The organism is Streptomyces sp. NBC_01506 (genome assembly GCF_045040295.1).
Classification (GTDB): Bacteria; Actinomycetota; Actinomycetes; order Streptomycetales; family Streptomycetaceae; genus Streptomyces.
The window spans coordinates 404,755-417,989 of record NZ_CP109422.1; the positions used below are offsets into that span (position 1 = coordinate 404,755).

14 protein-coding genes are annotated in these 13,235 nt (G+C 70.5%); 6 read left to right on the forward strand and 8 right to left on the reverse strand.

What is annotated here, in order from left to right; translation table 11 throughout:
• Window positions 1-17 precede the first annotated feature (17 nt).
• Both OG329_RS01750 and OG329_RS01755 read right to left on the reverse strand, forming a co-directional pair.
• Window positions 18-590, reverse strand: coding sequence for a dihydrofolate reductase family protein (locus tag OG329_RS01750; RefSeq protein ID WP_405792088.1), 573 nt, complete (start codon window positions 588-590; stop codon window positions 18-20).
• Window positions 591-722: 132 nt separating this feature from the next.
• The gene (locus OG329_RS01755) at window positions 723-1,718 is read right to left on the reverse strand and encodes a GlxA family transcriptional regulator (RefSeq protein WP_405792089.1); all 996 of its coding nucleotides are present in this window, start codon (window positions 1,716-1,718) and stop codon (window positions 723-725) included.
• Window positions 1,719-1,938: 220 nt separating this feature from the next.
• Between OG329_RS01755 and OG329_RS01760 the strand changes: the two genes are divergently transcribed.
• Window positions 1,939-2,373, forward strand: a complete 435-nt coding sequence (locus tag OG329_RS01760; protein WP_405792091.1) for a Rid family hydrolase — start codon at window positions 1,939-1,941, stop codon at window positions 2,371-2,373.
• Between the two features lie 51 nt (window positions 2,374-2,424).
• Here the strand turns inward: OG329_RS01760 and OG329_RS01765 are convergent, their stop codons facing one another.
• Both OG329_RS01765 and OG329_RS01770 read right to left on the reverse strand, forming a co-directional pair.
• Entirely contained in the window at window positions 2,425-3,939 is a 1,515-nt protein-coding gene (locus OG329_RS01765) for an ArnT family glycosyltransferase (protein WP_405792093.1), read from the reverse strand.
• A 127-nt stretch (window positions 3,940-4,066) separates the two neighbouring features.
• Window positions 4,067-4,687, reverse strand: coding sequence for a TetR/AcrR family transcriptional regulator (locus OG329_RS01770; RefSeq protein ID WP_405792095.1), 621 nt, complete (start codon window positions 4,685-4,687; stop codon window positions 4,067-4,069).
• A gap of 51 nt (window positions 4,688-4,738) precedes the next feature.
• On the opposite strand from OG329_RS01770, the gene OG329_RS01775 reads away from it, so the two are divergent.
• Window positions 4,739-6,010, forward strand: coding sequence for a beta-ketoacyl-[acyl-carrier-protein] synthase family protein (locus OG329_RS01775; protein WP_405792097.1), 1,272 nt, complete (start codon window positions 4,739-4,741; stop codon window positions 6,008-6,010).
• Window positions 6,011-6,089: 79 nt separating this feature from the next.
• Window positions 6,090-7,298, forward strand: a complete 1,209-nt coding sequence (locus OG329_RS01780) for an MFS transporter (RefSeq protein WP_405792099.1) — start codon at window positions 6,090-6,092, stop codon at window positions 7,296-7,298.
• A 47-nt stretch (window positions 7,299-7,345) separates the two neighbouring features.
• Here the strand turns inward: OG329_RS01780 and OG329_RS01785 are convergent, their stop codons facing one another.
• Window positions 7,346-8,134, reverse strand: a complete 789-nt coding sequence (locus OG329_RS01785; protein ID WP_405792101.1) for an SAM-dependent methyltransferase — start codon at window positions 8,132-8,134, stop codon at window positions 7,346-7,348.
• A gap of 99 nt (window positions 8,135-8,233) precedes the next feature.
• Window positions 8,234-8,737 (reverse strand): GNAT family N-acetyltransferase, encoded by a 504-nt coding sequence (locus OG329_RS01790; protein ID WP_405792102.1) that lies wholly within the window; start codon window positions 8,735-8,737, stop codon window positions 8,234-8,236.
• Between the two features lie 93 nt (window positions 8,738-8,830).
• On the opposite strand from OG329_RS01790, the gene OG329_RS01795 reads away from it, so the two are divergent.
• Window positions 8,831-9,415, forward strand: coding sequence for a putative glycolipid-binding domain-containing protein (locus OG329_RS01795; RefSeq protein ID WP_405792104.1), 585 nt, complete (start codon window positions 8,831-8,833; stop codon window positions 9,413-9,415).
• A gap of 52 nt (window positions 9,416-9,467) precedes the next feature.
• On the opposite strand, the gene OG329_RS01800 is transcribed toward OG329_RS01795, so the two are convergent.
• The gene (locus OG329_RS01800) at window positions 9,468-9,926 is read right to left on the reverse strand and encodes a nuclear transport factor 2 family protein (protein WP_405792105.1); all 459 of its coding nucleotides are present in this window, start codon (window positions 9,924-9,926) and stop codon (window positions 9,468-9,470) included.
• Between the two features lie 136 nt (window positions 9,927-10,062).
• Between OG329_RS01800 and OG329_RS01805 the strand changes: the two genes are divergently transcribed.
• Both OG329_RS01805 and OG329_RS01810 read left to right on the forward strand, forming a co-directional pair.
• Window positions 10,063-10,950: a LysR substrate-binding domain-containing protein gene (locus OG329_RS01805; protein ID WP_405792107.1), complete on the forward strand. Its 888-nt coding sequence runs from the start codon at window positions 10,063-10,065 to the stop codon at window positions 10,948-10,950.
• A gap of 156 nt (window positions 10,951-11,106) precedes the next feature.
• Window positions 11,107-12,468, forward strand: coding sequence for an enolase C-terminal domain-like protein (locus OG329_RS01810; protein ID WP_405792109.1), 1,362 nt, complete (start codon window positions 11,107-11,109; stop codon window positions 12,466-12,468).
• A gap of 8 nt (window positions 12,469-12,476) precedes the next feature.
• Here OG329_RS01810 and OG329_RS01815 read toward each other — a convergent pair whose 3' ends face one another.
• The gene (locus OG329_RS01815; RefSeq protein WP_405792111.1) at window positions 12,477-13,235 is read right to left on the reverse strand and encodes a S1 family peptidase; all 759 of its coding nucleotides are present in this window, start codon (window positions 13,233-13,235) and stop codon (window positions 12,477-12,479) included.

A 13,235-nucleotide genomic window follows, 5' to 3' on the forward strand; every position in this document is an offset into this window, starting at 1 on the left:
CCCGGCAGGGAGCACCGTCAGCGGACGACGTCGAAGACGTTCTTCTGGAGGCCGTTGGCGTACACCTCGTGCTCCACGAGCCGCAGCTTCTGGGTGTCGTTGTCCGATTCGCTGAACAGCCGCTTGCCCGCGCCGAGCAGCAGCGGGAAGACCAGCAGGTGGTAGCGGTCGATGAGGCCGGCGTCCGAGAGGTTGCGGTTGAGCGTGGCGCTGCCGTGGACGATGATCGGGCCGCCCTCGCTCTCCTTCAGCCTCGCGACCTCGTCGAGCGACCTCAGGATCGAGATCGGGCCCCAGTCCGACACCACGTCGTCCTCGGTGAGGGTGGTGGAGACGACGTACTTCGGCATCACCTTGTACCGGGCGAAGTCCTCCATGCCCGGCCAGACCGGGCTGAACGCCTCGTAGCTGGTCCGGCCCAGCAGAAGGGCCGCGGCCTCTTCCTGCTCCCGGCCCTTGATCTCGTACGCCTCCGGCAGAAACTCCACGTCCTTGAAGGTCCAGCCGGAGTTCCGGTAGCCGGGCTCGCCGCCCGGGGCCTCCACGACGCCGTCGAGCGAGATGAAGGCGGTGCTGATCAGGGTGCGCATGCCAGGTCTCCTAGGTGTTTCGTGCGCCGGCTCTCGGCGGGTTCGGTCGGCGGGCTTCGGCCGATCTCGCGACCCCGGTTCACCAACCGTCACCACAGACCGCCGGCCGCGGAGAAACTCATCGGTGCCCGCTCAAGCGGCGTCCACGGCGCCGTGCGCCTTACGGTAGGCGGACGGCGGCACTCCCACCTCCCGGCGGAAGATCGCCCGGAAGTTCGCGGCCGTACCGAACCCCGTCGCTCCGGCGATCCTCTCGATGGACCAGTCGGAGCGCTCGAGGAGCCGGCGCGCGCCGAGAATCCGCTGCCGGGCGACCCAGTGCATGGGAGGCATTCCCGTCTCGCTCACGAAACGCCGGATGAAGGTTCTGCGCGAGAGCAGGCTGTGGTCCGCCATCTGTTGCACGGTGATCGGCGATCCGATGTTCTCGATCACCCATTCCCGGGTCGCGTGGAGGCTGGCGCGGGTCGGGGTGAGTACGTCGACGTACTGAGGTTCATCGGCACCGCGGACGGAAGAGAAGACCACGTCCTTCGCCACGTCGTCCGCGACCGTCGTCCCGAAATCATCCTGAATGACATGCAGGCACGCGTCCAATCCCGCACCCGCGCCCGCCGACGTGAGAATTGCGCCGTCCTCGACGAACAGTCGATTCTCCACGACGTCGACTTCCGGATACATCGAGCGGAGTTGATCGGTATGCCGCCAGTGCGTCGTCGCCGTCTTCCCGTTCAGTATTCCGCCGGCCGCGAGCGCGAAAACGCCCGTACAGACGGCGACGACACGGGCGCCCCGCTCGACACAATTCCGCAGTGCTTTCAGATATTCCTCGGGAATCGGAGATTGCGGATTCTCGTATCCCGGCACCACGACGACATCGGCGCACCCCAGGTCGGCGAGCGAGCGCGTCGGCCTGATGTCGGCCGCCACATCCACACCCGCGCGCCCCGATCCGTCGCGCGATCCATTGCCCGGATCGTCCACCGCGTCAAGACCGTGGTCACCGCACACAAAGACCCGATATCCCGGATGCTGACCAAACACATGCGCCGCGATGCTGACGTCCAGTGCGTACACCCGAGGCACCGCGAGGATCGCGACAACTCTCTTGTCGTCTCCGGATCGCAATGACGCCCCCATGTCTCCACGCTTCCTGTCCAACCTAGCTTACGAGCAAGACCGTCGGACCTGTCTCCCCGCTCCGGCACGATCCTTGCGCTGAGTGGCACAACCGGCTCTGGCCCACCCGGATCCGCCCCGATAGCGTCTTTCTGGAACTGGTGGAACTGGTGGAACTCACCTCCACGCATTCACTTCCAATGACCTCACTTCTGATGGGCGGAGCATGATGAGCAGCGGGTCGAATCAAGTCGAGAACTTCGGAGTCCCTTGGGAAGAGAGTTTCGGCTATGCCCAGGCGGTGAAGCGCGGTGACACCATCTATCTCTCCGGCCAGGTGGCACACGACGGGACACGGCTCGTCGCGCCCGCTCCGGTCAATGATGCCGGACAGGTCACCGACTTCGGGAACATGGCCGAACAGTTGCGCCAGTGCTATGTCAACGCGGCTGAGTTGCTGCGGCGGTTCGACGCGTCGTTGGACGACGTCGTGGAGGAAGTCCTCTATGTGATCGATGCCGACGCGGGTGACGCGGCGGCGGGACCGGTGCGCAAGGAGGCGTACGGCCGACCGGATCCGCAGGTGGCGAGCACCATGGTCGGCACTCCTCGGCTGGCGTTCCCCGAGCTGCTGGTCGAGGTCAAGTTCGTCGCGCGCGTCTGACGGACCAGGCGCCCGGCCGGCCGTGGCACGTGCCACGGCCGGCCGCGCCCGTCAGGCGCCGTGTTCGGCGTGGACGGACGGGGACAGATACACGCGGCAGTTACGCAGGCCCGGCAGATCCGGAATCCGCTCGACCCGCCAGCCGCGCGCGTACGCCGGTGGCCCGGCCTGCCCCGCCACCACGAACGCCACCGGCCGCTCGCGCCCGGTGGCCACCAGTTCGGCGGGGGTGATGCTCCCGTCGTGGCCCCCGGTCTGCCGTGACGCGCAGCCGACCCGGAAGGCGACGCGGATCGCCTCGGTGCCGCTGACCACGCACGGCGGTGTGACGCCCTGACGCGCGAACTCGGCCGCGATGCGGTCGAATGTGACCCGGTCGCTGCGGCTGCGCTCGGCGCGGTCGGCGACGACGGAACCCTGCACCCACAGATGCGCGACCGCCGCCGCCACGAGCAGAGCCACAACCAGCGGGCGGGGCTTGGCGGTTCGGACGATCCAGGTCAGGAACAGCGCGGTGGGCAGCGCGAGCAGCGCGTACACCGGAAGCAGGAAGCGCGGCGCGGCGTATCCGATCAGCAGCAGGTACTGCGCGGCCATCGACAGACCGACCAGCGTCGGCACCAGCACGAGCGGCAGTCGGCGCAGGCGCGCGGCGACCAGCACTCCGCCGAGGGTGAGCAGCGGCAGGGCGAACCACCAGATCGCGGTGGCCGGGCGCCGCCATCGGACGTCGCAGGGGCGGCAGAGCAACCGCCCGTCGAGCGAACGCATATGGTCGCCGAAGACGAGGTTCCAGCCGAGGTGGCCCTGGATCTCGCTGGCCCGTGCGAGCCGGGGGAAGAGTCCGCCGTAACTGACGTACGCCTCGATGATCCACTCCGCGCAGCCGACCGCCCCGCCCACGGCGAGCGCGGCCAGGAGCGCCCATCGCCGCCACCGTCGGACGGAGAGCGCGATGAGTGCGAGCGGCGCGGTGAGCCAGAAGGCGTCGGTGGGGCGCATCAGCGCGACGAAGGCCACCGCGACGCCGAGCCCGATGAGGGCGGCACGGTCGGTCCGGTCGCGCGCGGCCCTGAGGAAGAGGCCGACCGCGGCGAGGCAGCCGAGGGCGACCCAGAGGTTCGGCATGACCTGCGGCCCGTAGTAGACGGTGATCCACAATCCGGCGAACAGGGCGCCGGCCAGGGCGAGTACGGATGCCGGGAGCAGGCGCCGCCATACGTGGAGGGCGAGGAAGAGTCCGGCGCCCGAGAGCAGTGCCAGATAGACGCGGAGCACGTCGACGGAGGAGGTGAGTGAGGTGACGGGTGCGATGAGGAAGGTGATGCCCCGCGCGCGGGGGGCGCTGAAGAACGCGGTGTCGGAGGCGGCGCGGCTGACTTGGCTGGTGTACACGGTCTCGTCCCAGCCGAGCCCGGATCCCGGTACGACGAAGACGAGTTGAACGACGGTGTACACGCCGGCGACGACCGCCACCCACAGGAGACCGCCGTCGGCCGTCCAGTCCCGGCGGGCCGGGCGGCTCGTCTCTCGCAGGCCGGTCGCGACGGCCTTGGTCTGTGTCATGGCCCAACGCTGCCTGCCCGCAGGCTGCCTGGCCGGTGGGACACGCCACGGGGCGAATATTAAGAAATCGCATCTAAAGCATACGATTCACTCGATGGAAGTGAATCCGGGCGCCGGCGCCCGGCGTTCAGGACGAGACCATCCGGTGCGCCAACTGGACGATGTGGGCGCGTAGATCGGCGTCCTCGTCGGTGCCTTCGCCGTTGTTTTCGCCGGTGCCTTCGCCGTGGTTGGCGCGGGTGGCCGGGCCGAGGATCAGCCGGGTGATCTGCGGGAACGCGGTCGGCAGGATCGCGAGGCCGATGAGCGCCAGGAGCGTGCTCGCCGCCTCGCTGTCGGACTCGGCGCCCAGCGCCTCGGAGAGAGTGGTGACCATGTCCCGGTAACGGGCGGTGCGCGCCCGCTCGTTGGGCAGGCCGCCCCCGTCGTAGTACAGGGCCTCCCACATCATCAGGCGCAGCAGTTGCGGGTTGCGGCGGTGCAGGTCGTAGATCCGGCCCGCGTATTCGGCCGGATCGCCGGACAGCGGCCCCAGCAGCTCGGCGTGCTCGGTCAGGGCCTCGGAGATGACCGCGGCGAACAGCTTCTCCTTGCTGCCGAAGTAGCCGTAGATCCGTTCCTTGCTGACGCCCGCCTGCTCGGCGATCCGGCCGACGCGCGCGCCGCCCATGCCGTGGGCGGCGAATTCGTCGCGGGCCGCGGCCAGCAGCCGGGCGCGGGTTCCTACCAGTTGATCGGTACGAGGCATGGCAGAACCCTACATTGCCGACCAGACGGTTGGTTGGTTACGGTGCGGATCATGAGGACGACACAGGAATCAGACGCGGGTGTATGGGTGACCGGTCTCGGGGCGACCACACCGCTGGGTGGCGACGTGGCGAGCACATGGGCCGCGATGCGGGCCGGGGAGAACGGGATCGGCGTACTGGACGACCCCTGGGCCGCCGACCTGCCCGTGCGTCTCGCGGCCCGGCTGCGGGTGGACCCTGCGACGGCGCTGGCGCGGACCGAGGCACGCCGGCTGGACCGGTGCGAGCAGGCCGCGCTGGTCGGCGCCCGCGAGGCGTGGGCGGACGCGGCGCGTCCGGAGGCCGATCCTGAGCGGGTCGCGGTCGTGATCGGTACGGGAGTCGGCGGCGTACTGTCCCTGCTCGGCCAGGACGACATCCTGGAGCGCTCCGGGCCGCGCAAGGTCTCGCCGCACACGGTGCCGATGCTGATGGCCAACGGGCCGGCGGCGTGGGTGAGTATCGATCTGGGGGCGCTCGGCGGGGCGCACACGCCGGTGAGCGCGTGCGCGTCCGGGGCGGAGGCCATCGCCATGGGGCTGGACCTGATCCGGCTCGGCCGCGCGGACGTGGTCGTGGCGGGCGGGGCGGAGGCGTGTCTGCACGGGCTGCCGCTGGCGGGGTTCGCGCAGATGATGGCGCTGTCCACGGCCAACGACGATCCGGCCGGGGCCTCGCGGCCCTTCGACGCGGCTCGCGGCGGCTTCGTCCTGGGCGAGGGAGCCGCCGTACTGGTGCTGGAACGCGCGGAGTTCGCCCGTGCGCGTGGCGCCCGCGCCCACGGGGTGCTCGTCGGAGCCGGGGTCACGTCCAGCGGGCGGCACATCACCGCCTCGGACAGCACGGGGCAGGTGCGGGCCATCCGTACGGCTCTGAGGTCGGGCGGCCTCGCCCCGGGTGACGTCGGACTGGTGCACGCGCACGCGACGTCGACCCCGCAGGGTGATGTGGCGGAGGCGCACGCCGTCGCCGAGGCCGTCGGCAGGCATCCGGCCGTCACCGCGACCAAGTCGATGACGGGCCATCTACTGGGCGCGTCCGGGGCCCTGGGGGCGATGGCGACGGTACTCGCGCTGCGGGACGGGACGGTGCCGGCCACCAGGAACCTGGACACGCTCGACCCGGCGATCGATCTGGACGTCGTCTCGGGCGGTCCGCGCCGGGGGGCCTGGACGGCGGCGGTCGCCAATTCCTTCGGCTTCGGGGGGCACAACGTGTCGCTGGCGTTCACCGCGGCCGGGGCGGGAGCTACGGCGGGAACGAGGGCGGGAGCCAGGGCGTGACCCTTGGCTGGACACGCCGTGCCGCCACACCGAGGATATGGGTGAAATGCCCCTTTTCTAACGGTGAGGACGTGTGCCCATGCCGCAGCGCACCACAGGACGGCCGTCGGTCGGCTATCTCGGAGCCGCGGTCGTCTTCGCGATCGGCATGCTGGGGACGACGCTGCCCACCCCGCTGTACGGGCTCTACCGCGAGGAACTCGGCTTCTCCGAGTTCATGGTGACGGTGGTCTTCGCCGTCTACGCGTTCGGGGTCATCGCCGTCCTGCTGCTGGCCGGCAACTTCTCCGACCAGGCGGGCCGCCGGCCGGTGCTGTTCATCGCGCTCGGCTTCTCCGCCGCCAGCGCGGTCCTCTTCCTCACCGAGGGTGGACTGCCCCACCTCTTCGCCGGCCGCCTCCTGTCGGGTTTCGCCGCCGGGCTGTTCAGCGGCGCCGCCACCGCCACCGTGATGGAGCTGGCGCCGCCGGGCCGTGAGGCGCGCGCGGGGCTGGCCGCCACCGCGGCGAACATGGGCGGCCTCGGGTGCGGCCCGCTGCTGGCCGGACTGCTCGCGCAGTACGCGCCGTCGCCGCTGCGGCTGCCGTTCGCGGCGGCGCTGGCACTGGTGGCCGTGGGCGTCGCCCTGACCTGGTTCCTGCCGGAGACGGTGCAGCACCGGACGGGCCGGCCGAAGCTGCACCCGCAGGGGCTGAAGGTGCCACCACAAGTACGCGGGGTCTTCGCACCGGCGGCGCTGGCCGCCTTCGCGGGCTTCGCGCTGCTGGGCCTGTGTACGGCGGTGGCGCCGACGTTCATCGCCAAGACCCTGGACGAGAGCAATCTGGCGGTGTCGGGCGCGGTCGTGTTCTCGGTCTTCCTGGCCTCCACCGTCGGACAGTCCCTGATGGGACGGGTGGGGGCGGGAGCGGCGCTGCCGACGGGCATGCTGGTGCTGGTGGCGGGACTCGTCCTGGTGGGCGCTTCCCTGTTCGTGGAGTCGCTGACGCTGCTGGTGATCGGCGTGATCTGCGGCGGCCTCGGCCAGGGGCTGGCGTTCCGGGCGGCCATCACGGCCATCGGCGCGGCGGCCCCGCCGGAGGCGCGCGGCGGCACGATCTCGGCGTTCTTCGTCGCCGCGTACATCGGCATCTCGCTCCCGGTGATCGGCATCGGCGCGCTGACGCTGCTGCTGGAACTGCGGACCGTGGGGCTGATCTTCACCGGGTGCGTGGCGGTGCTGGCGGCGGCGGTCGGCCTGTACGAGCTGCGGATCCGGGGCAACACGCCCACGCCGTCCGGCGGTTGAGGGGGGAGGTTTCGCGGCCCGTCGGCAGAGTTGCGTGCCGCCGGTGCTCAGCGGACGCGTGCGGCTCCGACGTAGAAGCCGCTCTCCTCGTTCGCCGGCGCCGGCGTGTCCTTGTACCACTCGGGAGCGCGGACAAGACCGGGCTCCACCATGTCCAGCCCGTCGAAGAACCGCTCGACCTCGGCCCGGGTGCGGGGCCGCAGGGTGATACCCCCGGACTGATAGGTGCCGGTGACCTTCTTCGCCTGTTCGGGTTCCAGGAAGTCCGCGGTGCCGTGCGAGATCACCACGAGGCCGCCGGACGGCAGGGCGTCGACAAGGGTCCGGACGACACCGTACGGATCGTCGTCGTCCCCGAGGAAATGCAGCACCGCGACGAGGGACAGCACGACGGGCCGGTCGAAGTCCAGGAAACGGCGGGCGTGTTCGAGGACCCCGCGCGGCCGGCGTAGGTCGGTCTCGACGTAGTCGGTCGCCCCCTCGGCCGTGCTGACCAGCAGGGCCTCGGCGTGCCGGAGCACGACGGGGTCGTTGTCCGCGTAGACGATCCGTGCGGACGGGACGATCTCCTGCACGATCTGATGCAGATTGGGCTCGGTGGGTATGCCGGTGCCGATGTCGAGGAACTGGTCGAACCCGTTCCTGGCCGCCCAGGCGACGGCACGGTGCATGAACTCCCGGTTGATCCGCGCGCCCCGCTGCGCCCCCTTGGCCAGCTTCTCCGCCAGCTCCCGGTCGACCGGGTAGTTGTCCTTGCCGCCCAGGAAGTAGTCGTAGAGCCGGGCGGGGTGTGGCTTGCTGGTGTCGATCCGCGGCTTGGGGGCGCCAGATGTCATGCGCCGGATTATGTCATCGCAAGCGCTTGCCCGATCACCCGGCCAGCCCCAGGATCGCGTCAACTGCCGTGCGGTACAAGCCTGTTCGAGCGAGGTCCGTCAGGTGACAGCCAGTCGGTAGATCTGTCGTGAGCCGCCCTCCGGGCCGGGGTCGGTGGCCTCGGCGGGGGTGAAGCCCAGCCGCTCGTAGAAGACCCGGGCGCCGCTGACGACGGCGCCGGGATGATCGGCTCCGAACGTGACCACCTCGACGGTGCCGGGACCGGTGACGTACCGCTTCATCGCATCGGCCATCAGCGCGGCGCCGATTCCCTGTCCGCGCGCCCGCTGCGAGACGACAAGCCAGTGGATGTGGAAGGTCGGTGCGTCGGATCCGAACAACAGGCCCCCGAGCAGCGGCGGTTGCTGCGGCGGGGCCGCCTCGTCCGTGTCCGTGTCCGTGACGACGAGGGCGTTGGCGCCACGGATGTGTTCGACCACGGCGGCGCTGAAGCCGGGATCATCGACCATCGGCCCGAACCACCGCTCCACCTGGGCCGCCAGGCCGAGAAAGCCGGGCAGATCCCGCTCCCGCGCGAGTCGCACGTTAGGTCGTACGTTCATCCGAGCATTCTGACAGCACCGACGACGGTCGCGGCGGCGGCTGACTCGCGGGTCCGCCTCCCAGGGGCGATCAGGGCGTGAAACCGTACGGGGATGAGCACCTTCGTACCGCCTCCGGCGACCGCGGCATGGGCGCACGAGCACGCGCGACAGGGCTTCGAGGTCGTCTACTTCCGGCGCTCGGGCGACGGGCCGCGCGTCGTCGGGTGCACCACGGCCGTCGAGGACGGCCGGACGTGGACGGTGGACTACGACATCAGCCTGAACGCCGACTGGGTGACGCGCCGGGCCCTCGTCACCGGCCGGTCCGAGGCCGGGACGCGCTCGACGGTGCTCCAGGCCGACGGCACGGGCCGCTGGCGGGTGGACGGGGCGCCGGCGCCGTATCTCGACGGATGTCTGGACGTCGATCTGGAGTCGTCGGCGATGACCAACGCCCTTCCCGTGCACCGCTTCCGGCTGCCCGTCGGTGTGCTGACGGCGGCGCCGGCCGCGTACGTACGCGCGCTCGACCTCTCCGTCGAGCGGCTGGACCAGGACTACCGGCGCACCGCCGACGAAGGCTCGCGGCAGGCTTACGACTACTCGGCCCCGGCCTTCGGCTTCCGCTGCCGACTGGTCTACGACGAGGCCGGTCTGGTGCTCTCGTACCCCGGCATCGCCACCCGCGCGGCGTAACGCCCGCCGTACGCGACGAATCGACGCAACGAGAGATCGAGGCATCGAGGGATCAGCCGAGCGGGAACTCCAGCCCGCGCTCGCTCTCCGGACGCGTACCGAAGACCCGCCGTTCGGATTCCTCGATCCGCAGGTCGTTGATGCTGGCCTCGCGGCGTCGCATCAGCCCGTTCTCGTCGAACTCCCACAGCTCGTTGCCGAAGCTGCGCCACCACTGCCCCGCGCTGTCGCGGCACTCGTACTGGAAGCGCACCGCGATCCGGTCGCCGTCGAACGCCCACAGGTTCTTACGGAGCGCGTAGTCCAGCTCGCGGGACCACTTGGCCCGCAGGAACTCCACGATCGCCGCCCGGCCGGTGACGAACGTGTCGCGGTTGCGCCACACGGAATCGACCGTGTACGCACCGGCGACGCGCTCGGGGTCGCGGGTGTTCCAGGCGTCTTCGGCGGCCTGCACCTTCGTCAGGGCGGCGGCGCGGTCGAACGGCGGTACGGGCGGGCGGACGGTCATGGGGCGTCTCCTTGGAACGGTCGGTCCGAACTTCGAGTGACTGTGGGCGTGGGCCGGGTCCAGGGCCACGGCTAGGATCGCGAAACCATTCTCGGCCAACACCACAATCGGATCCATCGATACCGGGAGAGCATCATTGTTCACCCTCGTCCAACTGACCAACTTCGTCGCCGTCGCCGAGGAACTGCACTTCGGGCGGGCCGCCGAGCGTCTTCAGATGACCCAGCCGCCGCTCAGCCGCCAGATCCAGCTCCTCGAGGCGACGCTGCGGGTCCAGCTTTTCGACCGCACCAACCGTTCCGTACGGCTCACGCCCGCCGGCCGCGCGTTCCTGCACGAGGCCCGCCGCATCCTGCGCCAGACGGAACAGGCCACGCTCGCCGTACGCCAGGTGTCCACCGGCGAGGCGGGCTCCATCGCCATCGGTTTCACCGCGGCCAGCGCGTACTCCATGCTCGGCAAGGTCCTCGACACCGCCCGCGCGGTCATGCCCGGGGTGGAGATCGTGCTGCGCGAGATGGTCACCGGCGACCAGCTCGACGCGCTGACCGAGTCCAGCCTGGACCTGGGGCTGGTACGGCCTCCGGTGAGCAGCCCGGAGCTGAGTTCCCGGCCGGCCGTCCAGGAACGGCTCGTGGCCGCGCTGCCCGTGGGCCATCCACTCGCCGAGGGCGAGGGCGAGGGCGAAGAGGCGCTCGACATCGCCGCGTTCGACCGGCAGGACGTGCTGATGTACTCCACCAGCGAGTCCCGCTACTTCCACGAGCTGCTGATCAGTGTCTTCCGCGCCGCGGGCATCGCCCCCACCTTCAGCCAGTATCTGAGCCAGGTGCACAGCATCCTCGCCCTGGTGAACGGTGGCTGGGGCATCGCGCTGGTCCCCGAGGCCGCCACCCAACTGCGGTACGCGGGCGTGGTCTTCCGGGAGGTACGCCTGGCGGCCCCGGCACCGGTGGAGCTGTCGCTCACCTGGCGCACCAGCAACGACAACCCGGCCCTGCGCGCCCTGCTGCGGCACCTGTGAGCGGCCGATTCGGACGTCCGCTCCAGCATCCGATTCAATTTCGGTATCACAGCATGCGAAACAAGTGTTTGACCCGTATGCGAATGGCGTCCTAGCTTCCTCGGTAGCGAGAGTCGGCGAGAGCCGTGTCCCGCGCCGATCCCGGAAGGAAGCCGCATGAGCAGTCCCGCACCCGGTGCACACCCGCCGGCGGTCGTCTCCGTCCGCGTCATACCCGTCGCCGGCCAGGACAGCATGCTGCTGAATCTCAGCGGCGCGCACGCCGCCCACTTCACCCGGAATCTTCTCGTCCTGACGGACTCCGAGGGACGGACCGGGGTCGGTGAGGTGCCGGGCGGTGAGGGCATCCGGGCCACGCTGGAGGAGTCGCGGGACCTGGTGGTGGGGCGGTCCGTCGGCGACCACCACACCGTACTGCGCGCGGTACGTGAGCGCTTCGGCGACCGCGACACGGCCGGGCGCGGCACCCAGACCTTCGATCTGCGGGTGACGGTGCACGCGGTCACCGCGCTCGAATCCGCGCTGCTCGACCTGCTGGGCCAGCACCTCGGGCTGCCGCTGAGCGCGCTGCTGGGCGAGGGGCGGCAGCGCGACCATGTGCCCGTTCTCGGCTATCTCTTCTACGTGGGTGACCGAGGGCGTACCGACCTGGCGTACCGCGACGAGAGTGACGCGCGGGACGACTGGCTGCGGCTGCGCAACGAGGAGGCTCTGACCCCGGAGGCGGTGGTCGCGCTGGCCGAGGCGGCCCAACGGCGTTACGGCTTCCAGGACTTCAAGCTCAAGGGTGGTGTGCTGCCGGGGCACGAGGAGGCGGACGCCGTACGGGCGCTGGCCGAGCGTTTCCCCGAGGCGCGGATCACCCTGGACCCGAACGGCGCCTGGCCGCTGGCCGAAGCCGTCGCGCTGGGGCGCGAGTTGCGCGACGTCCTCGCGTACGCGGAGGACCCGTGCGGCGCCGAAGGCGGCTATTCGGGGCGCGAGACCATGGCCGAATTCCGCCGGGCGACCGGGCTGCGTACCGCGACGAACATGATCGCCACCGACTGGCGACAGCTCGGGCACGCCGTACGCGCGGACGCCGTCGACATCCCGCTGGCCGACCCGCACTTCTGGACGATGAACGGGTCGGTGCGGGTGGCGCAGCTCTGCGAGGCGTGGGGGCTGACCTGGGGGTCGCACTCCAACAACCACTTCGACGTCTCGCTCGCGATGTTCACGCACGTCGCCGCCGCCGCTCCGGGCGACATCACCGCGATCGACACGCACTGGATCTGGCAGGACGGCCAGCGGCTCACCGTCCGGCCGTTCGAGATCGAGAACGGCATGCTGGCGGTGCCGGACCGGCCGGGGCTGGGTGTCGACCTCGACATGGAGCGGGTGGAGGCGGCGCACGAGCTGTATCTGAGCCTCGGGCTGTCGGCCCGCGACGACGCGGCGGCGATGCGGTATCTGGTGCGGGACTGGCAGTTCGACAACAAGCGCCCGGCGCTCGTACGGGCCCTCGACCGCCCGTAGCCCTAGCCCTAGTAGAGGGACAGGCCGTACTTCGCCAGCCACTCCACGACCGGCAAGTAGTACGTGGTGCCGCCCGACGAGCAGTTTCCGTTACCGGCGGCGAGGACGCCCAGTGCGGTGCCTCCGGAGAACGCGGGGCCGCCCACGGCGCCGGAGTCGGAGCAGATGTTGGCGCTGAAGACCTGACTTATCGTGCCGTCGGGGTAGCGGATCACGATGTTCAGGGCGGTGACCGTGCCGCATCGGAGCCCCGTCCCCCCGCTCACATGGCACACGGACTGGCCGACCGCCGGGTTGGCGGCGCCGGTGATGTCCACCGTCCCGCCACCGGGGCCGAGCGTGACCTCGCCGGGGAAGGTCACGGCCGTGCCGGTGGTGTAGCGGACGAGCGCGTGGTCGCCGCCCGGGAAGCCCCCGCCCTCGGTGGTGCCGACGAACACGGTCAGGGCCGGGTCCGCGTACCAACTGGTGGCGCCCCGCGCGCAGCGGCCCGTCATCAGTCCGTAAGTGGTGGTGCCGCCGCGCGCGTTGAAGGCGACGGTGCAGCGGGTGCCGCTGCTGCTGTAGAGGATGTCGCCGCCGCGTATCTCAACGGCCTTGCCGGTCAAGGCCGTTGAGGCGGTGGTGGCGGTGGCGGCGGCCTGCTGCGCGTAGGCCGTCGATCCGGTGGCGGTGAACCAACCGAGCAGCAGGGTCAGTGCGGCGACGGCCGACGCCGCCGTACGGAGTGCCCTTCGGAACGGTCTCCCAGTGCGGTACGGACTCAT